This is a genomic window from Bacteroidota bacterium (genome assembly GCA_039821555.1).
GTDB lineage: Bacteria > Bacteroidota > Rhodothermia > Rhodothermales > Rubricoccaceae > JBCBEX01.
The window spans coordinates 170,160-185,956 of record JBCBNX010000002.1; the positions used below are offsets into that span (position 1 = coordinate 170,160).

General features: G+C 68.4%; 13 protein-coding genes. 1 reads left to right on the forward strand and 12 read right to left on the reverse strand.

Going from position 1 to position 15,797, the window contains the following annotated elements; genetic code table 11:
* Window positions 1-94: 94 nt before the first annotated feature.
* From murG to AAFU51_03425, 9 genes are all read right to left on the reverse strand, one after another.
* The gene (gene murG, locus AAFU51_03385) at window positions 95-1,267 is read right to left on the reverse strand and encodes an undecaprenyldiphospho-muramoylpentapeptide beta-N-acetylglucosaminyltransferase (protein ID MEO1570290.1); all 1,173 of its coding nucleotides are present in this window, start codon (window positions 1,265-1,267) and stop codon (window positions 95-97) included.
* A gap of 2 nt (window positions 1,268-1,269) precedes the next feature.
* Complete coding sequence (locus tag AAFU51_03390; GenBank protein ID MEO1570291.1) at window positions 1,270-2,475, reverse strand: putative peptidoglycan glycosyltransferase FtsW; 1,206 nt, start codon at window positions 2,473-2,475, stop codon at window positions 1,270-1,272.
* 125 nt (window positions 2,476-2,600) lie between these two features.
* Window positions 2,601-4,145, reverse strand: coding sequence for a UDP-N-acetylmuramoyl-L-alanine--D-glutamate ligase (gene murD, locus AAFU51_03395; GenBank protein MEO1570292.1), 1,545 nt, complete (start codon window positions 4,143-4,145; stop codon window positions 2,601-2,603).
* Window positions 4,142-5,311, reverse strand: coding sequence for a phospho-N-acetylmuramoyl-pentapeptide-transferase (gene mraY / locus AAFU51_03400; protein MEO1570293.1), 1,170 nt, complete (start codon window positions 5,309-5,311; stop codon window positions 4,142-4,144). The genes murD and mraY overlap by 4 nt, the downstream gene beginning before the upstream one ends.
* Before the next feature lie 16 nt (window positions 5,312-5,327).
* A complete protein-coding gene (locus tag AAFU51_03405; protein MEO1570294.1) occupies window positions 5,328-7,028 on the reverse strand; it encodes a UDP-N-acetylmuramoyl-L-alanyl-D-glutamate--2,6-diaminopimelate ligase in 1,701 nt (566 codons plus the stop codon).
* An 18-nt stretch (window positions 7,029-7,046) separates the two neighbouring features.
* On the reverse strand, window positions 7,047-9,131 hold the full coding sequence (locus AAFU51_03410; protein MEO1570295.1) for a penicillin-binding transpeptidase domain-containing protein: 2,085 nt from the start codon (window positions 9,129-9,131) through the stop codon (window positions 7,047-7,049).
* 117 nt (window positions 9,132-9,248) lie between these two features.
* Window positions 9,249-9,872: a hypothetical protein gene (locus AAFU51_03415; protein ID MEO1570296.1), complete on the reverse strand. Its 624-nt coding sequence runs from the start codon at window positions 9,870-9,872 to the stop codon at window positions 9,249-9,251.
* A 145-nt stretch (window positions 9,873-10,017) separates the two neighbouring features.
* Entirely contained in the window at window positions 10,018-11,133 is a 1,116-nt protein-coding gene (gene rsmH / locus AAFU51_03420) for a 16S rRNA (cytosine(1402)-N(4))-methyltransferase RsmH (protein MEO1570297.1), read from the reverse strand.
* Between the two features lie 82 nt (window positions 11,134-11,215).
* Entirely contained in the window at window positions 11,216-11,683 is a 468-nt protein-coding gene (locus tag AAFU51_03425; protein ID MEO1570298.1) for a division/cell wall cluster transcriptional repressor MraZ, read from the reverse strand.
* 333 nt (window positions 11,684-12,016) lie between these two features.
* On the opposite strand from AAFU51_03425, the gene AAFU51_03430 reads away from it, so the two are divergent.
* Window positions 12,017-12,658 carry a S24 family peptidase gene (locus AAFU51_03430; protein ID MEO1570299.1) on the forward strand — a complete coding sequence of 214 codons (642 nt, stop codon included), beginning with the start codon at window positions 12,017-12,019 and terminating at the stop codon, window positions 12,656-12,658.
* Between the two features lie 8 nt (window positions 12,659-12,666).
* Here the strand turns inward: AAFU51_03430 and AAFU51_03435 are convergent, their stop codons facing one another.
* The 3 genes from AAFU51_03435 to AAFU51_03445 form a co-directional block, all read right to left on the reverse strand.
* The gene (locus tag AAFU51_03435; protein ID MEO1570300.1) at window positions 12,667-13,410 is read right to left on the reverse strand and encodes a LytTR family DNA-binding domain-containing protein; all 744 of its coding nucleotides are present in this window, start codon (window positions 13,408-13,410) and stop codon (window positions 12,667-12,669) included.
* A 170-nt stretch (window positions 13,411-13,580) separates the two neighbouring features.
* Window positions 13,581-14,822 carry a histidine kinase gene (locus AAFU51_03440; protein MEO1570301.1) on the reverse strand — a complete coding sequence of 414 codons (1,242 nt, stop codon included), beginning with the start codon at window positions 14,820-14,822 and terminating at the stop codon, window positions 13,581-13,583.
* Window positions 14,823-15,017: 195 nt separating this feature from the next.
* Window positions 15,018-15,791, reverse strand: a complete 774-nt coding sequence (locus AAFU51_03445) for an OmpA family protein (GenBank protein MEO1570302.1) — start codon at window positions 15,789-15,791, stop codon at window positions 15,018-15,020.
* Between the last annotated feature and the right edge of the window lie 6 nt (window positions 15,792-15,797).

Here is a 15,797-nt window from a genome sequence, read left to right on the forward strand (position 1 = left end):
CCCTCATGCATGAGGGGGACAGCTTTCCGACCCTTCAGGGGGAGGGAAGCGGGGGGAGCCGCAGCGGCACGAGGCATCATCGGAAGCAGTGTCGTCATGCCGTCGCCCCCTGAGTCTGTGCGCCGTTGATCGTGTGCCCAGCAAGGGCGAGCACGGCGCGAGCGATGTCGTCGGCGGCATCGGGGCGGGCGAGCGAGCGGACGGCGGCGGCCATCGCGGCGCGGGCGGTGTCGTCGAGGAGCAGCGTGCGAACGTGGTTGAGGAGGTCGGCCTGCAACTGCGGCTCGGGGAGCAGCACGGCCGCGTTCTCGTCGGCGAGGGCTTTGGCGTTCTTCGTCTGGTGGTCGGCCGTCACGTTCGGCGACGGGACAAGGATGCTCGGCGTGCCCGTGAGCGCGAGTTCGGAGCAGGTGATGGCACCCGCGCGGCAGACGGCGAGGTCGGCCGCGGCGTAGGCGTAGTCCATCCGGTCGAGGTACTGCATCAGCCGCAGGCGTGGGTGCGTAGGGATGCGCGCGTGCAGGTCAGCGAAGTAGCGCTTGCCGGTCTGCCAGATCACATGCACCTTCTCGTCAAGGTCGAGGAGCGCGGTGAGGTGCTGTTCGAGCGCGGCGTTGAGCGCACCCGCCCCGAGCGAACCGCCCATCACGAGCAGCACGCTCGCGTCGGCGGGCCCCTCTCCAGTGTGAAAGCCGAAGTGGTCGAGCGCCGCGGCGCGGTCGGCCTCGGCCAGCTCAGCACGGACCGGGTTGCCGCTTACCGTCACGTCGGCCTTCGGGAAATAGGGACGCGCCGCCTCGAAGGCGGCGAACACCTGGGCAGCACGCGGGGCGAGCAGCTTATTGGCGGCTCCGGCGTAGGCGTTCTGCTCCTGGATCACCGTCGGGCGGCGCTGCATCTGCGCGGCAGCCAGGACCGGCCCGGTGACGTAGCCGCCGGTACCCACCACCACGTCGGGGTCGAAGCCCTTCACGATGCGCCAGCTCTCGCGGAAGCCGTGCATGAGCTTGAACGGGAACGCGAGCAGCTTCGGCGAGAGCCCGCGCGGGAAGCCGATCACCGTCACACCGTGGATCGGGTAGCCCGCCTTCGGGACGGCCTCCCACTCCATCCGCTCGCGCGTGCCAGCGAACGCAATCGCGATCTCGGGCACGAGCCGCCGCAGCGCATCGGCAATCGCGATGGCCGGGTAGACGTGCCCACCCGTGCCGCCGCATGCGAAGAGCACGCGCGGCGCGTCGATGGTGCGCTGGATGAGGTCGTGCATCGTCATCGGCTCCCTCTGCGCTTAGCGAGCGATGCCCTCGCGGTGGTTCCCCCAGGAGTTCCAACAGAGTGCCGCGCGACGTTGAGGAGGATGCCCACCATCAGGCCGGTCGCCACGGTCGACGAGCCGCCGTACGACACGAACGGCATCGGCAGACCCGTGACAGGGAGCAGCCCGCTCGCCACGCCCGCGTTGACGAAGCCATAGAGCACGAGCGCCGTCGTCAGACCGGCGGCGAGAAAGAGCCCAAACGGGTCCGGCGCGCCTCGGGCAATGCGCAGGAAGCCGCGGAAGAGCAGCGCGAAGAAGAGCGCTAGCAGCACGGTCGCGCCGAGCAAGCCATACTCCTCGGCGATGATGGCAAAGATGAAGTCGTTGTACGGCGCGGGGAGGAAGTCGCGCTGGACACTCTTGCCAGGGCCGACGCCGGTGAGCCCGCCCACGGCCACGGCGATGCGCGCCTGCCGCGCCTGGTAGCCTTCGGCCTGGTCGTCGAAGACCTCGGCCTCCTCCGTGTTCGAGAACATCTTGACGCCCGTCCACGCCTCCAGCCGCTTCGCCCGCTCCGGCGACGACGCCAGAAACGCGAACGCGAGCACGAGCACCAGCGCGCCGGTCCCGCTGAGGTGCAGCAGCCGCACGCGTCCGATCAGACACATCGCGCCGACCGCGCAGAACACGATGAGCGCCGTTGAGAGGTCTTCCATCCCGATGAGCGCGAGCGTGAGGCCGATCCACAGCACGAGCGGCACGTAGGCACGCGCGAAGTCCTGGATGTAGGCCTGCTTTTGGGCCAGCAGCTTCGCGATGTGCAGGATGAGCGCCACCTTCGCGAGGTCAGACGGCTGCACGGACACGCCCGCGAAGTCGAGCCAGCGCTGCGCCCCGCCCGACGCCTCGCCCGCGATCTGCACCGCCACGAGCAGCCCAATCGCCACGACGAGAAACGCCAGCGAGCCTTTGGCCAGCCACCGGTAGTCGATCATCGACGCGACGCCCATCACGACCAGCGCCGCACCCACGCGCAGCAACTGCCGGAACAGGAACGCATCGGCGGCCCCGCCCATCTTCGTCTCCACGAGATAGGCGCTCGCGCTGAACACCGTGAACACGCTCGTCGCCGCCAGCGCGAACACGGTCAGCAGGAACCAGCGGTCGGTCCGCCGGGCCAGCGTGTGTTGGATGCTATGGGAGAGGGAGGAGAGCAACGAAGGAGGCTGTGTTGCGGTGTTGCGGTGTTGCGGTGTTGCGGTGAGTTTAGTTGGCGGCTTCGGCAGCATGCGAGGCGGCTTTCTCATCACCGCAACACCGCGTCACTGCCGCACCGCCTCACTCATAGCGAGTGGACGAGGCGTTTGAAGTCGTCGCCGCGCTCCTCGTAGTTGGCGTACATGTCGAAGGAGGCGCAGGCCGGGCTGAGGAGGACCACGTCGCTGGGGTCGGCGAGGAGGCGGGCGTACTGGACGGCCTCCTCCATCGTGTAGGCGCGCGCGCTCGTGTCGGCGAGGTCGCCCAGTTCCAGCAGCACCTTGTCGCCACTCTCGCCCAGTCCGATGACGGCCTTGACACGCTCCTTCACGAGCGCCTTGATCGGCTCGTAGTCGTTGCCCTTGTCGCGCCCGCCCGCGATCAGCACGATGGGCTCGGAGAAGCTTTCGAGCGCGTACCAGACCGCGTTTACGTTCGTCGCCTTGGAGTCGTTGACGAAGCGCACGCCGCCGACCGACCGGACCGTCTCCAGCCGGTGCGGGACGCCCTCGAACGACATGAGGCTCTCGCGGATCACGTCCGAGCGGATCTCGATGGCGCGCGCCGTGATGGCGGCGGCCAAGGAGTTGTAGAGGTTGTGGCGGCCCCTAAGGGCGAGATCGCGCGTGTCCATAAGAACGGTGTCCGTGAGAACGGAGTCGGTGGGCGAGGAGGGGTGAGGCGGGGTGCTGGAGTCGGTCGGCTGTGCGGCGGCGTTTGAAGCAGGGGCGTCGGTTGGCAGGCGGAGGACGATCTGGTCGTCGCGGACGAAGGCGCCGCGCGGCACCTCGGCGTCGATGCTGAAGGCGTAGGGCGTCATGCCTTGTTCTGCGGCAATGCGCAGGGCGTGGTCGCGGACGAGGGCGTCGTCGTGGTTGTAGATGAGCCAGTCGCCGGGCTGCTGGCTCTCGAAGAGCCGGAGCTTGGCGGCGACGTAGCGCTCGTAGCTGTGCTGGTAGCGATTGAGGTGGTCGGGCGTGACGTTGAGCAGCACGGCCGCCTTCGGGCGGAACGTGGCGACGTGGTCGAGCTGGAAGCTGGAGACTTCGAGGACGTAGGTAGTCTCGGCGCCGTCGCCCTCCCCGTTCATGGACGCGAGCACGGCGTCGGCGAAGGCGCGGCCGATGTTGCCCGCGATGGCGACCCGGCGGCCCGAGGGCGCAGCGTCGTTCTGGGCGATACTCTGCTGGGCGATACTCTGCTGGACGATGAAGCCCAGAAGACTGGTGGTGGTCGTCTTGCCGTTCGTCCCGGTGATCGCGGCGATAGGGCCGTTCGCGAACCACGAGGCGGCCTCGACTTCGGAATAGACCGGCAGGTCCTGCTTCAGCGCCTCCTGGATGAGCGGGGCCTCGGTCGGCACGCCCGGCGAGACCACGAAAAAGTCGGCGTTGATAGCGCGCGCAGTGTGGCCGTCGTCCTCGTAGGCGATGCCTCGCGCGGTGAGATCGGCCGCGACGGCTTCGGGCAGCATGCCCTGCTCCGTAAGGAACACGTCCGCGCCCTTCGCCGCGAACAGCTTCGCCGCGGCCAGCCCGCTCCGCGCCGCGCCGATGACCGTAACCCGACGGCCTCCAACGTCGGCTCCCGGACCCGCGACCCACGACTCTCGACCGAGGAGATCACTCATTGGAGCCTCAGCGTCAGGAAGGTCACGATCACCAGAATCGCGGTCACGATCCAGAAGCGGATCACGATCTTCGATTCGTGGATGCCCATTGCCTCATAGTGGTGGTGGAGCGGGGCCATCCGGAAGATGCGTTTGCCCTCGCCGGTGCGCTTCTTTGTCCACTTGAAGTAGCTCGTCTGGAGGATCACGCTGAGCGTCTCCAGGAAGAAGATGCCGCAGAGGATCGGCAGCAGCAGCTCCTTGCGGATCATAATCGCCATTGCGCCGATGGCCGCGCCGAGCGCCAGGCTCCCGGTGTCGCCCATGAAGACCTGCGCCGGGTGGCTGTTGTACCACAAGAACCCGAAGCAGGCGGCGGTCACGGCAGCCGCGAAGATGGTCAATTCGCCTGAGCCTGGCAGAAAGATCTCGTTGAGGAAGTCGGCGAGGAGCGCATTGCCCGAGATGTAGCAGAGGACGACGAGCCCGGCGGCGACGAAGGCGCTCGTCCCGGCGGCGAGGCCGTCGAGGCCGTCCGTGAGGTTGACCGCGTTGGAGACGCCCGTGAGGATAAAGGTCACGACGACGATGTAGATCGCCCAGCCCACGTCGATGCCCCACCCTAGCGAATTGAGCAGCGGCGAAAGGACGTCGTAGTCGATCACGCCGTTGGCGACGAGCGGGAGGCTCGTCATCGACCCGAACTCGGCGGTGTCGGGGTGGAAGTAGAGCGTCGTCCCGAGCACCGCGCCGAAGGTGACCTGGGCGATGAGCTTGGCCTTCTCCGAGAGCCCGTCCTTGTTCTTCTTGATCGTCTTGATGTAGTCGTCGGCAAAGCCGAGCGCGCCCATCCATCCGGTCCCGAAGAGCGCGAGCAGGACATAAACGTTGGTGAGGTCGCCCCAGAGCAGCACCGCCGAGAAGAGCGCGAGCAGGATGATGGTCCCGCCCATCGTCGGCGTTCCGGCTTTGTGGGCGTGGCTCACGACACCGGCGTCTTCACCCGTCCGTACGGTCTCGCCGAGTTGCCTACGGCGTAGCAGCCGGATGATCCGCTTCCCAGCAAACAGCGCGACGAGGAGCGCCGTCACCGCCGCGAGCGTCGCGCGGACGGTGATGAACTGGACCGCCTGGAAGCCTGGAGGCTGGTAGGCGGCTTCGAGCCATTCGAACAGAGCGTAGAGCATGACGAGGAAGGGTGAGTCAGGCCAGGTCGGCGAAGACGCGACGGACGTGTTCACGGTCGTCGAAGTGGCGCGTCGAGGTGCCGACGATCTGGTAGGGCTCGTGGCCCTTGCCCGCGATCACGACCACGTCGCAGGGGCGGGCGTCGGCGAGGGCGGTCTGGAGAGCTTCGGCCCGGTCTGCGATTACGGTCGCAGCCCCGGGCCGAGTTAGCCCTCCCAGAATGTCAGTGAGGATCGCCTGCGGGTCCTCGGTGCGGGGGTTGTCGCTCGTGAGGACGACGCGGTCGGCAAGCCGCTCGGCGATCGCGCCCATGGCGGGGCGCTTGGTGCGGTCGCGGTCGCCCCCGCAGCCAAAAACGACGGTGAGGCGGGCGTCGGTCTGCTCGCCCTGTTCTGACGTGGGGGTGTCGAGCATCGCGCGGGTGGTGGCGAGCACGTTCTCCAGCGCGTCGGGCGTGTGGGCATAGTCCACGACGGCGACGATGCCCTCGGCGGAGGTAATCGTCTCGAAGCGGCCCGGCACGGGCGGCACGGCGGCGAGCGCATCGAGGAGCGTGTCAGGGTCGGCCAGCTCTAGTGACAGACAGGTGGCATAGGCCGCAGCGAGATTGAGCGCGTTGAACCGTCCCGCTAGCTTGAACGTCCGTTCGTGCCGCTCGCCCTGCCAGTCTTCGAACCGCAGCCGCAGCCCGCCGAGGGCGTTGCGGACGAGTTCGACACGGACGTGGGCGTCCTCGTGGAAGCCGTAGGTCGTCACGCGCGCAGGGGTCCCAGCCACCATCGCCGCCCAGGCGATGTCGTCGCGGTTGACGATGGCGCGGCCTTCGGGCTTGAGGGCGTCGAAGAGCTTCTTCTTCGCCAGCCAGTAGTTCTCGAAGTTCCCGTGGTAATCGAGGTGGTCGTGGGTCAGGTTGGTGAAGAGCGCCGCGTCGAAGTCGGTGCCGCGGACGCGCTCCTGGTCGAGCGCGTGCGAGGACACCTCCATCGCGCAGGCGCCGCAGCCGTCGTCCACCATGCGGCGGAAGAGTGCCTGCAGCGCCACCGGGTCCGGCGTCGTGTGGGTCGCCGCGACCACCTCGCGCCCGATGCGGTTCTCGATGGTGCCGATGAGGCCGCTCGTGCGTCCGAGTTGCTCGAAGAGCGCGTAGAGGAGGTACGAGGTCGTCGTCTTGCCGTTCGTCCCGGTCACGCCTGCGAGGAGCAGGTCCTGCGAGGGGTGCCCGTGGTAGGCCCCGGAGACCCCGGCCAGCGCCGCCCGCGCGTCAGTAGCGCGGATGAACACGGCGCTGGCCGGTTGGCCCTCCCGGATACTCGCTGCCATGTCATTCATAGCAGTATCGGAGCCGGAGGCGTCGGGCAGGACGCCCCCGGCGAATCGCTCGGGGCCGTAGGCTGGATCGTCGTAGACGACCGCTAGGGCCCCGTTGTGCACAGCTGTGTCAATGAACAGATGCCCGTCGGCCTGCTCGCCGCGAATCGCGACGAAGAGGCTACCCGGCTCCACCGCCCGGCTGTCGAAGCAGATGCGGGAGAGCGGGGAGTCCATCGCGGCCCCAGCCAGTGAGGCAGGGCTCGACGAGGGACGGGCCATCGAAATAGAAGCGGCCGCCGGCACGGAGTGGAGGGCCTCCGTGCCTTGGATCGCGGCGACCGCGTCGGAGATGGTGAATCGAGAAAAAGAACGAGGGGCGCGGGCGCCGCTGGGGGGAGTGCTCACGTCCGTGTCGGCTCATGACTAGCGGCAGGTGAGCAGCGCCGCGCGCGGCAGCGCCGCACCAGGCTCGGGGTCCTGGCGGCGGACAGCGCCGCTGCCATCGAGGCGGACGGCGACGCCGAGCGCGGCGAGCCAACTGGTAGCCTGGCGCGCGCTCAAGCCCGTGAGGTCGGGCATGGTTGCTTCTTCGGTGCGAGCCACAGGCCCGACTGTCGAGGCGAGTCGCACAGGACGACCGGCGCGCTGGCGTGCGTCGGCGGTGGGCGTCTGCTCGGTGACCGGCTGCCAGTCGTCGAGACCGCGACCGCGGCGCACCCAAAGGCCATCGGCGAGGAGGCGACGCTCGGCGAGGCGTGCAGGCATCGCTTCCACAGGCGGCACGATGGTCGTGTCGCGATCGGGCAGCGTGCCTGGCGGCGCGACGTGTGCGGCGATGCTCGGGAACGTCCCAATCCAGCGCTCGGCGACGCGCGCAAACACAGGAGCCGCCGCAGCGCCGCCATAGTAGCCGTTTTCGGGGCGATCCATCAGGACGAGCAGCGCGACTTCCGGCTGGTCGGCGGGGAAGACGCCCACGAACGTAGCGCGGTACGCGCGGGCATAGCGGCCGTCTACGACCGTGCGGGCGGTGCCCGTCTTGCCCGCGATGCGGAGGCCGTCCACGGCGGCGCGCTGGGCCGTGCCGTCCTCGGCGACGACCTGCTCGAACGCAGGCATCAGCGCGGCGGCCGTCTCGGCGTCGAAGGCGCGGCGCACGGAGTCGCGGCCCATCTCGTCGGCATCCCACAACACGCGCCCCCGCAGATCGAGGCGCTGCTGAACGAGGTATGGACTGACAAGCAGGCCGCCGTTGGCAAGCGCAGCATAGGCGGTGAGCATCTGAAGCGGCGTCACAGCCACGCTGTAGCCAATGCTCATCGAGTGCTTGGTCGAGCGACTCCAGTCCTCAGGGCGGCGGAGCACGCCTGCCGTCTCACCAGGCAGGTCGATCCACGTGCGTTGGCCGAAGCCGAGGTTGCGTGCGACCTGGTAGAGTGCTCCGTCGTCCATTGCCTCGGCGACCCGAACGAAGGCGACGTTCGACGACTTGGCGATGGCCTCGGCGAAGGTGATCGTGCCGTAGCCATGCGAATCGTTGAAGTCGTGCCCAGCGAGGCGGACGTAGCCCTGCCCCGTCTCGACGGTGTCGGCGAGCGCGATGGCCTGGTCTTCGATCGCGGCGATGGCCGAGACGAGCTTGAACGTCGAGCCGGGCTCGATCTGGTCGGCGATGGCGTGGTTGCGCCGGGACGCCTCCGTGACCCCGCCGGGACGGTTCGGGTCATAGGTCGGCACGTTGGCCATGCCGAGGATGGCGCCGGTGTGCACGTCCATCGCAATGGCGGTGCCCCAGGCCGCGCCAGCCTCCTGCACACCGCGGGCTAGCTCGGCTTCGAGGATCGACTGCCGCACGAGGTCGATGGTGAGCACGAGGTCCTGGCCAGCCTCCGGCTCGGTCGCACGGCCACCGACGACCGTGTGCACGCCGCCTCTACGGTCCCGTTGGATCGACCGATGGCCCGGCGTACCCTTAAGGAGCTCGTTGTACTGGAGTTCAAGGCCTGCCTTGCCGTGCAGGTCGGGGTCGACGTGACCGAGGAGGTGCGCTGCGAGCGAGCCGTAGGTGTAGCGCCGCCCGTAGTCGCCCTTCGCAATCAGCCCCGGCACGCCGAGCGCCCGGAGTTGCTCGACCGCACCCTGGCTCATGGACCGCGCAAGGAGGACGTACTGGGGACTCGACCGCCCGTTTACCCGCTGCCGCCACGCCTGCTCGCCGCGGCCGGTCACCTCAGCCAGCGTCGCGAAGAACTCGTCGGCCCGCTCGGAGAACCCGGCCACGGTCGGGTCGAGGGCGACCTCGTAGCGCGCCGTGTTGACGGCGAGCGCGCGGCCTCCGGCATCGTAGATCGAGCCGCGCGTGGCGGGCAGGACCTCGACCGTGTTGGCCTGGGCTGCGAACACCTTGCGCAGTTCCGGGCCATCCGTCAGGTGGATGTGGACCATCTTGCCGAGCACGGCTACCGGCAGCAGAGCCAGCAGCACGAACACGACGTGCAGGCGGGTCACTATGGAGGCGCGGGCGCTGATCGGAGCGGGGCGTTTCGGGAGGCGGAAAAGGGCGTGGAGGCCTGGGGATAGGGACGGTGGAGGGTTCACGCCCTCGTATCCCCAGACCCTCACACGCTAGTCGGACGGCGTGACGGTGACGGTAGGCGCGTAGGTGGCGTCCTCAACGAGGCCGAGGGCGCGGGCACGGTCGAGGATGACCGCCGGGCTGGTGCGGGCGTCGAACTCGCCGTTGAGACGGGCGCTGCGGAGGTGCAGCTGTTCGTTCTCGGCGCGCAGCCGGGTGATGTCGGCCAGCGCGGCCTCTATCGAGAAAACGTGCGCCACCCACAACGTCAGCAGCGCGCAGACAAGCGCGATGCCGAGCAGGAAGGAGCGCGTGGGGACCTGCGTGAGCCAGTCGAGCCGCGAGGGTGCGACGGCCCCCGCCTTACGGGGCGGGGTCGTCCGTACGTTCTTCGCTACGCCCTTCTTTTGGGGCGCGGCGCTGAGATCGCCCCAGCCGGGCAGCTCCGACCGGGCCGGCGTAGAGGGTCGCCGCCCGGTCGAAGCGCCGGACTTCGCTCGTGCCGGACGCGCTGCCTTGTCAGCGGTCGCCTTACGGGGCGACGCCGTGCTCGGCTTACGGGCCGAGGGCGTGGCGCGCGTCGCCATCGCCTTACGGGGCGACTTGTTCTCAGCCGAGGCCTTACGGGGCGTCGACTTCGAGGCGCGAGCGGGGGTCTGGAGGGTTCGTGGCATCACTCTGATGCGTGTCGCAGGGTGACTTCTTCGGGAGAGAAAAGGGGGCCGGTGCGGGAGGGACGCACCGGCGTCGACGGGGAGGGACCGTCGCAGGCGTGGAGGGGACGCCGGGTGGCGCGGAGGGAGCGCCGGGGGATAGTGGTTAAAAGAGCAGGGGCGGGAGGGACTTCGGCGTCGGGCGGCCGACATGCTCGCCCACGCGGAGGCGGGCGCTGCGGGCGCGCGGGTTGGCGGCGACCTCGGCGTCGCTCGCCTCGATGGGCTTGCGCGTGACGACCTTCCACGGCGTGAGCGCGTTGCCGAGCAGGTCGCGCTTCAGCTTGCCGTCGAGGGTGCCGCTCTTGAGGAACTGCTTCACGCGGCGGTCTTCGAGCGAGTGGTAGCTCAGCACCGCCAGCCGTCCGCCAACGGCGAGGAGGTCGAGGCTCGCTTCGAGGGCGCGGTCAAGCACGCCGAGTTCGTCGTTGACCGCAATGCGGAGGGCCTGGAAGACGCGGGCGAGGCTCTTGACCTCGTCCTTCGTCGGCACGGCCGCGCGGACGGCGTCGGCAAGGTCGCCGGTAGTCTGGAGCGGACGGCGGCGCGCGACCTCCTGCGCGATGCGCCAGGCACGGGGCTCCTCGCCAAAGGCGCGCAGCAGGTCCGCGATTGCCTGCACGTCCGACTCGTTCACGAGGGCGGCAGCCGTCTGCGGCGCGCGGTCGTCCATCCGCATGTCGAGCGGCCCATCAGCGCGGAACATGAAGCCGCGCTCGGGCACGTCGAACTGGTGCGACGAGACGCCGAGATCGAGGAGGATGCCCGTCACCGAGCCAGGCGCGATCCCAGCGTCAGCGAGAAGGGCGGGCATCGCCTCGAAGTTGCCACGGAGCGCCACGAAGCGCGAAGGGGTAGCGGAGGGGTCGGCCTTGGCGGCAGCCGACGCCCCCGCCGGGGCGGGGTGGCCCGACTGGAGTTCGGTGATGCGTTGCTGCTGGATGCGGACGGTCGCCTCGCGGATCGCGTCGGCGTCCTGGTCGATCCCGACGACGCGGCCCCCAGGGCCGAGCCGGTCGAGGAGGGCGGCCGTGTGCCCGCCGCCACCCAGGGTGCCGTCTACGTAAACGCCTGCCGGGTCCGTCACGAGCAGGTCCACCACCGCCTCCACGAGGACGGGCGCGTGATAGCTGGTCGCGTAGGGCTGGGGCGCAGACGGCGCCGCCTGCGAGGCACGAGCCTTGGAGGAGCGGCGGGCCGAGCGGCGCGGTGGACGGGGCATGACGGCGGGCATGGAGCTAACGGAAGCGGCGGTGCTTGGTACGAAGAGTTTGGCGAGGTGAGGCGGTTAGAATTCGAGACGACTAGAAGAGGCTGCCCATATCGAAGTCGGCGGCGACTTCGTTGTAGAGGTCGGCGGGCGACTCGACGGCTTCCTCCTCGGTCATGTGGTCCGGGCTCCAGATCTCGACGTAGTTGAGCACGCCGATGAAGAGCGCCGGGGAGCTGGTGCTGAGGCCGGCGTAGTTCATGAGGTCGTTGCTGATGCGGATGCGGCCCTGGCTGTCGAGGGTCTGCTCGTCGGCGAAGCGGAGGATGCTGCGGAGGGTGCGGCGGTGCTTGGGGTTCGACGTGTTCATCTTTTCGACCAAGCCCGCTTCGACCTCCTCCCACGTGTCAGCGGGGTAGAGGCGGATGTGCGAGTCGGGTCCGGGGACGAGCACGACCGTGTTGTGCGCCTCGGGGTTGAAGACAGAGCGCATCTTCGACGGCACGGCCACGCGGCCCTTGTCGTCGATCTTGCATTCGTCTTGGCCCTTGAAACGAGGCATCCCTCTAAACGAGGAGGTGAACGGAAGCGGGGAAGCTGGTGGGGAAGAGTGGGGAAGCGAAAGGCGGGCTGCGATTGGCTTCACCCACTTCCCCCCACTTCTCCCCACAACTCCAAACTAGGACGATTCGCTTTATATGGCGTGCTTTCGCCGTTTTTGTTGGCAAATAGCACCCTATCCACACCCCCGTGGAAAACCTGCCCCCGCCTCGTACAAAAGCCGAAGTGAACAAGTGTTCACCCCAATTATCGACAAGTGAAAATCTGTTCACCGTCCATATCTTCTGTACACCCTCCGCCGCCAGCCGCCGCTCTCCCTCTTTTCCCTGCCTCCATGCGCCGCCCTACTACCGAGCGTCAGACGCAAGTCTACGAATTCATCCGCGACTTTATGCGCGCGCATGGCACGCCCCCCACGCTCCGCGAGATCGGCGACGGTCTCTCGATCCGCTCCTCAAACGCGGTGTTCAAACTACTCCATGCGTTGGAGACGAAGGGCCTCATCCTCCGCGAGCCCGGAGCGGCCCGCGGCATCCGAATCGTCAACCCCGATGAGGACCCGCTGTCCGAGACCCAGGTCCCGAGCCTTCCCATCATCAGCCGGGTGTCCAGCGACGAACCAGACCGCCTCCGTCTTCGTCCACGCGGCGCGATGTTCGTGGACGAGGCCCTGCTCGACGGCCACGAGCCCGAGGCGTGTCTGATCGGACGCACCGGCGATGATGGCTTAGCTTCGGAAGGCATCTGGCGCGGCGACCTCCTGGTTGTAGCTCAGACTCCGCTTCGCCAGCTAGCCGACGGCGAGATCGTGGCTGCGCTCGTCGGCGAGACGTTCCTGGCCCGCCAGTTCATGAGCCGCCTCGACCGCTTTATCCTGCGTGCGGCGGGGCGCTCCTACGACCCCATCCCCTCGTTCGAGGGTGACCCCGAGTGCTACGTCATCGGGCGCGTCGTGAGCGTGCTGCGGAAGATGTAGAGCGCGGATCACCCGCCGAGCCGCGCTTTGAGCGTGCGGACGCGGCGACGCGAGACCGGCACCTCAGTACCGTCCTTGAGCCGCAGCCGGTACGTCCCGCTGAACCACGGCAGCAGTTCTCGCATCGCTTCGACGTTGACGATCACGGCGCGGTGGACGCGCACGAAGCGCTCGGCGGGCAGCCGCGTCTCTAGCTCCTGGATCGTGAAGTCGACGGGGTAGTCGCGTCCAGCGTGGCGTGCGAAGACGAGCTTCTCGCGCGCCTCGAACGCCAGCACCTCGCCAACCTCCGCCACCCGCAGCGAGCGGCCAGCCCGCAGCGTGAGCCGGTGCACCGGAGCGCCGACTCGCTCCGCCCGGAAGCCGTCGAGCGCCGCGTCGGGCGTACCGGCGGCGACCATCGCGGCCACGCGCGAGAGCGACCGCGCTAAGCGCTCAGCGCGGACGGGCTTCGTGAGATAGTCGAGCGCATGCACCTCGAAGGCGCGCAGGGCGAACTCGTCGTAGGCCGTCACAAAGACGACGTGCGGGCGCGGCGGCGCGAGCAGGTCGAGCACGTCGAAGCCGTCGAGGACGGGCATCTGGATGTCGAGGAAGAGCACGTCGGGCTTGGTCTCGTAGATGAGCGGCACCGCCTCGCGGCCGGAGCCTGCCTCGCCGATCACCTCGACCTCTTGCTCAGCCTCGGCGAGCAACATCCGCATCCGCGTCCGCGCCAGCGGCTCATCGTCGACCAGGACGGCACGCAGCATCAGGGGAACGAGCGAAGTGGGAAGGAAGCAGTGCGAAGTGGGGGAGGGATCACCCTCCGAGTCAGATGATCCCCCTAGCGCTTAGGCAAGTATCAAGCAGCAAGTACATGTTGTACGATCGAGGGCCTGGCGCCTCCTTGCTACTTGGCACCTGGCACTTGTCACAGGACTTAGCGCGTGTAGCGCGCGGCAGTCTGAGGCGAAACGACGGTCACCGCGTGCGGTAGGTCGTCGGCTCTGAGGCCATCGCCCAAGGCCGGATCGCTGGGCAGCCCGTCGCCGGTGAGTCCGGTACGCTCGATCTCCATTGCGCGGAAAGGGAAGCGCAGCACGACGCCGTCGGCGAGGAGATGAAGCGTAGCCGCATTGCCATAGAGCAGCCGTAGCCGGTCGCGGACGTTGGCGAGCCCGGATCCTCGTTTCAGCACCACGTCGGGGTCGCGCGAGTCGAAGCCCGGTCCGGTGTCAAACACCTGCAACTCGACCATTGGGGCCGGTGTGCGCCCAGCGCCAGCGTCCTCTGCGATATGAGCACGGACGCGGACCACGCAAGGGCCGTCGGTGCGAGCGACGCCATGTTTGACGGCGTTCTCGACGAGCGGCTGCACGAGCAGGCTCGGCACCTGCGCCCGCGCGACCGCCGGGTCGACCTTCACGTGGACGAGCAGCCGGTCCTGGAAGCGCACCTGCTCGATATCGATGTAGAGCTGCGTTGCCTCCAGTTCGTCGCGGAGGGTGACCGTCGGGTGCTGCGAAGCGCGGAGCGTGTAGCGAAAGAGGTCGGCGAGCCGTTCCGTAACGCCCTCGGCTTCGGACGGGGCCACTCGGACGAGCGCCGCGATGCTGTTGAGCGTGTTGAAGAGGAAGTGCGGGTTGATCTGCGCCCGCAGCGCCGAGAGCTCGGCCTGTAGCCGCGCGTGCTCCGCGTCGCGGAAGCGCTGGTAGAACTCGACGAGGTACATCAACGTCGAGAGCACCAGCGTCATCAAGAACGCCACACCTGCGATCACGACCAGCGGCGGGCCCTCGCCGTCGTCCTCGATGCCGAAGACCGCACACACAACGGGGTCGAGCACCCCGATGAGCACGAACGTCGCCGTCGCCGTGGTGGCGATAGCGACCACGTGCAGCGCGCCGACGCGCCACGTCGAGATGGGGTAGCGTGTCAGGAGAAACCGCTTGGTTTCGAGCAGCACGCTCCACATCGCCGTCGTGTAGATCATGCCCGAGGCCACCGAATGGATGACACCCGTGACCTCCGGGCCGCGCAGCCGGTCGCCCTCCCACCACAGCCGCAGCCCCTCGAAGTCGATGAGCGCTTTCACGGCTAGGCCGGAGAGCGCGCCGAGTAGCAGCATCCACGGCAGCAGCCGCAGCCGAGCGGGGAGGTACGTGCGAGACGGGCCAGGCATGGCGCGAGGGGATCAGAGACACGCTACAAGAACGGGGCTCGCCCGCCCAAAGGCAACGATTCCCGACCGACGGTCGACGCGGCGGGACGAGCGGTCGTGGACACGCACCCACGAAAAACGCCCGGCCCTACCATGTGGCAGGACCGGGCGGAATACGCTCGCGAGCGGGCGTGTTGGCCCACGCGGCAAGGCGCACTAGCCCACGCGGAAGGCGACGCGGCGGTTGGCGGCGCGGCCCTCTTCTGTTGCGTTGGATGCGATCGGACGGGCGTCGCCGTAGCCGACCGCGGCGATGCGGGTGGCGTCCACACCCTGCCCGGCGAGGTAGCCCGCGACGGCCTGCGCACGCTGCTGGCTGAGCGTGTCGTTGGTCTCCTGCGCACCCGTGTTATCCGTGTGGCCCTCGACGGTGATGCCGAGTTCCGAGTACGCCGTGAGGTTGGCCGCAATGGCGTCGAGCGTGGCGCGCGAGCTGGCTGTCAGCTCCGACGTACCCGTGGCAAACTCGACGGTCTGCTCGTTGAGCACCTCGCCAATGGCGTTCATGGCTGCCACAACGTCCTCACTCGGCGCCTCGACGGTGATGCCTGACGTGTAGGAGAACGGGGCCGTGAGCAGCGCCTCGGCGTCCGCGTCGATGGCGGCCTTCTCCTCGTCGGAGAAGACCACGCCGCTGAGCGTCACATTCGTGCCGTCCACGTCCATCCCGGCGCCGCTGCGGAAGCGGCCGAGGAACGGGAACACCTCGAAGAGCTTCGCCTGGAAGCCCTCGACCGCGTCCAGCTCGCCGACCTGCATGTTGTTGACGATGTCGAGGTTGGGGAACGTGCGGCGAGCACGCTGCACGAGGGCGTCCATCGCCTCCTGCGAGGCGACAGCACCCGAGAGCACGAGCGCGCCGCCCTCCTGGACGAGGTTGAACGCCGGGACGCTCGGCATCTCCACAACGGTCACGTCCGTGTCGGCCATCGTCGC

Coding starts and splice junctions, on each gene's coding strand:
- murG (MEO1570290.1), bottom strand. CDS start 1,267: ATGCACGACCTCATCCAGCGCACCATCGACGCGCCGCGCGTGCTCTTC.
- murD (MEO1570292.1), bottom strand. CDS start 4,145: ATGAGTGATCTCCTCGGTCGAGAGTCGTGGGTCGCGGGTCCGGGAGCC.
- mraY (MEO1570293.1), bottom strand. CDS start 5,311: ATGCTCTACGCTCTGTTCGAATGGCTCGAAGCCGCCTACCAGCCTCCA.
- AAFU51_03415 (MEO1570296.1), bottom strand. CDS start 9,872: ATGCCACGAACCCTCCAGACCCCCGCTCGCGCCTCGAAGTCGACGCCC.
- rsmH (MEO1570297.1), bottom strand. CDS start 11,133: ATGCCCCGTCCACCGCGCCGCTCGGCCCGCCGCTCCTCCAAGGCTCGT.
- AAFU51_03425 (MEO1570298.1), bottom strand. CDS start 11,683: ATGCCTCGTTTCAAGGGCCAAGACGAATGCAAGATCGACGACAAGGGC.
- AAFU51_03430 (MEO1570299.1), top strand. CDS start 12,017: ATGCGCCGCCCTACTACCGAGCGTCAGACGCAAGTCTACGAATTCATC.
- AAFU51_03435 (MEO1570300.1), bottom strand. CDS start 13,410: ATGCTGCGTGCCGTCCTGGTCGACGATGAGCCGCTGGCGCGGACGCGG.
- AAFU51_03440 (MEO1570301.1), bottom strand. CDS start 14,822: ATGCCTGGCCCGTCTCGCACGTACCTCCCCGCTCGGCTGCGGCTGCTG.
- AAFU51_03445 (MEO1570302.1), bottom strand. CDS start 15,791: ATGGCCGACACGGACGTGACCGTTGTGGAGATGCCGAGCGTCCCGGCG.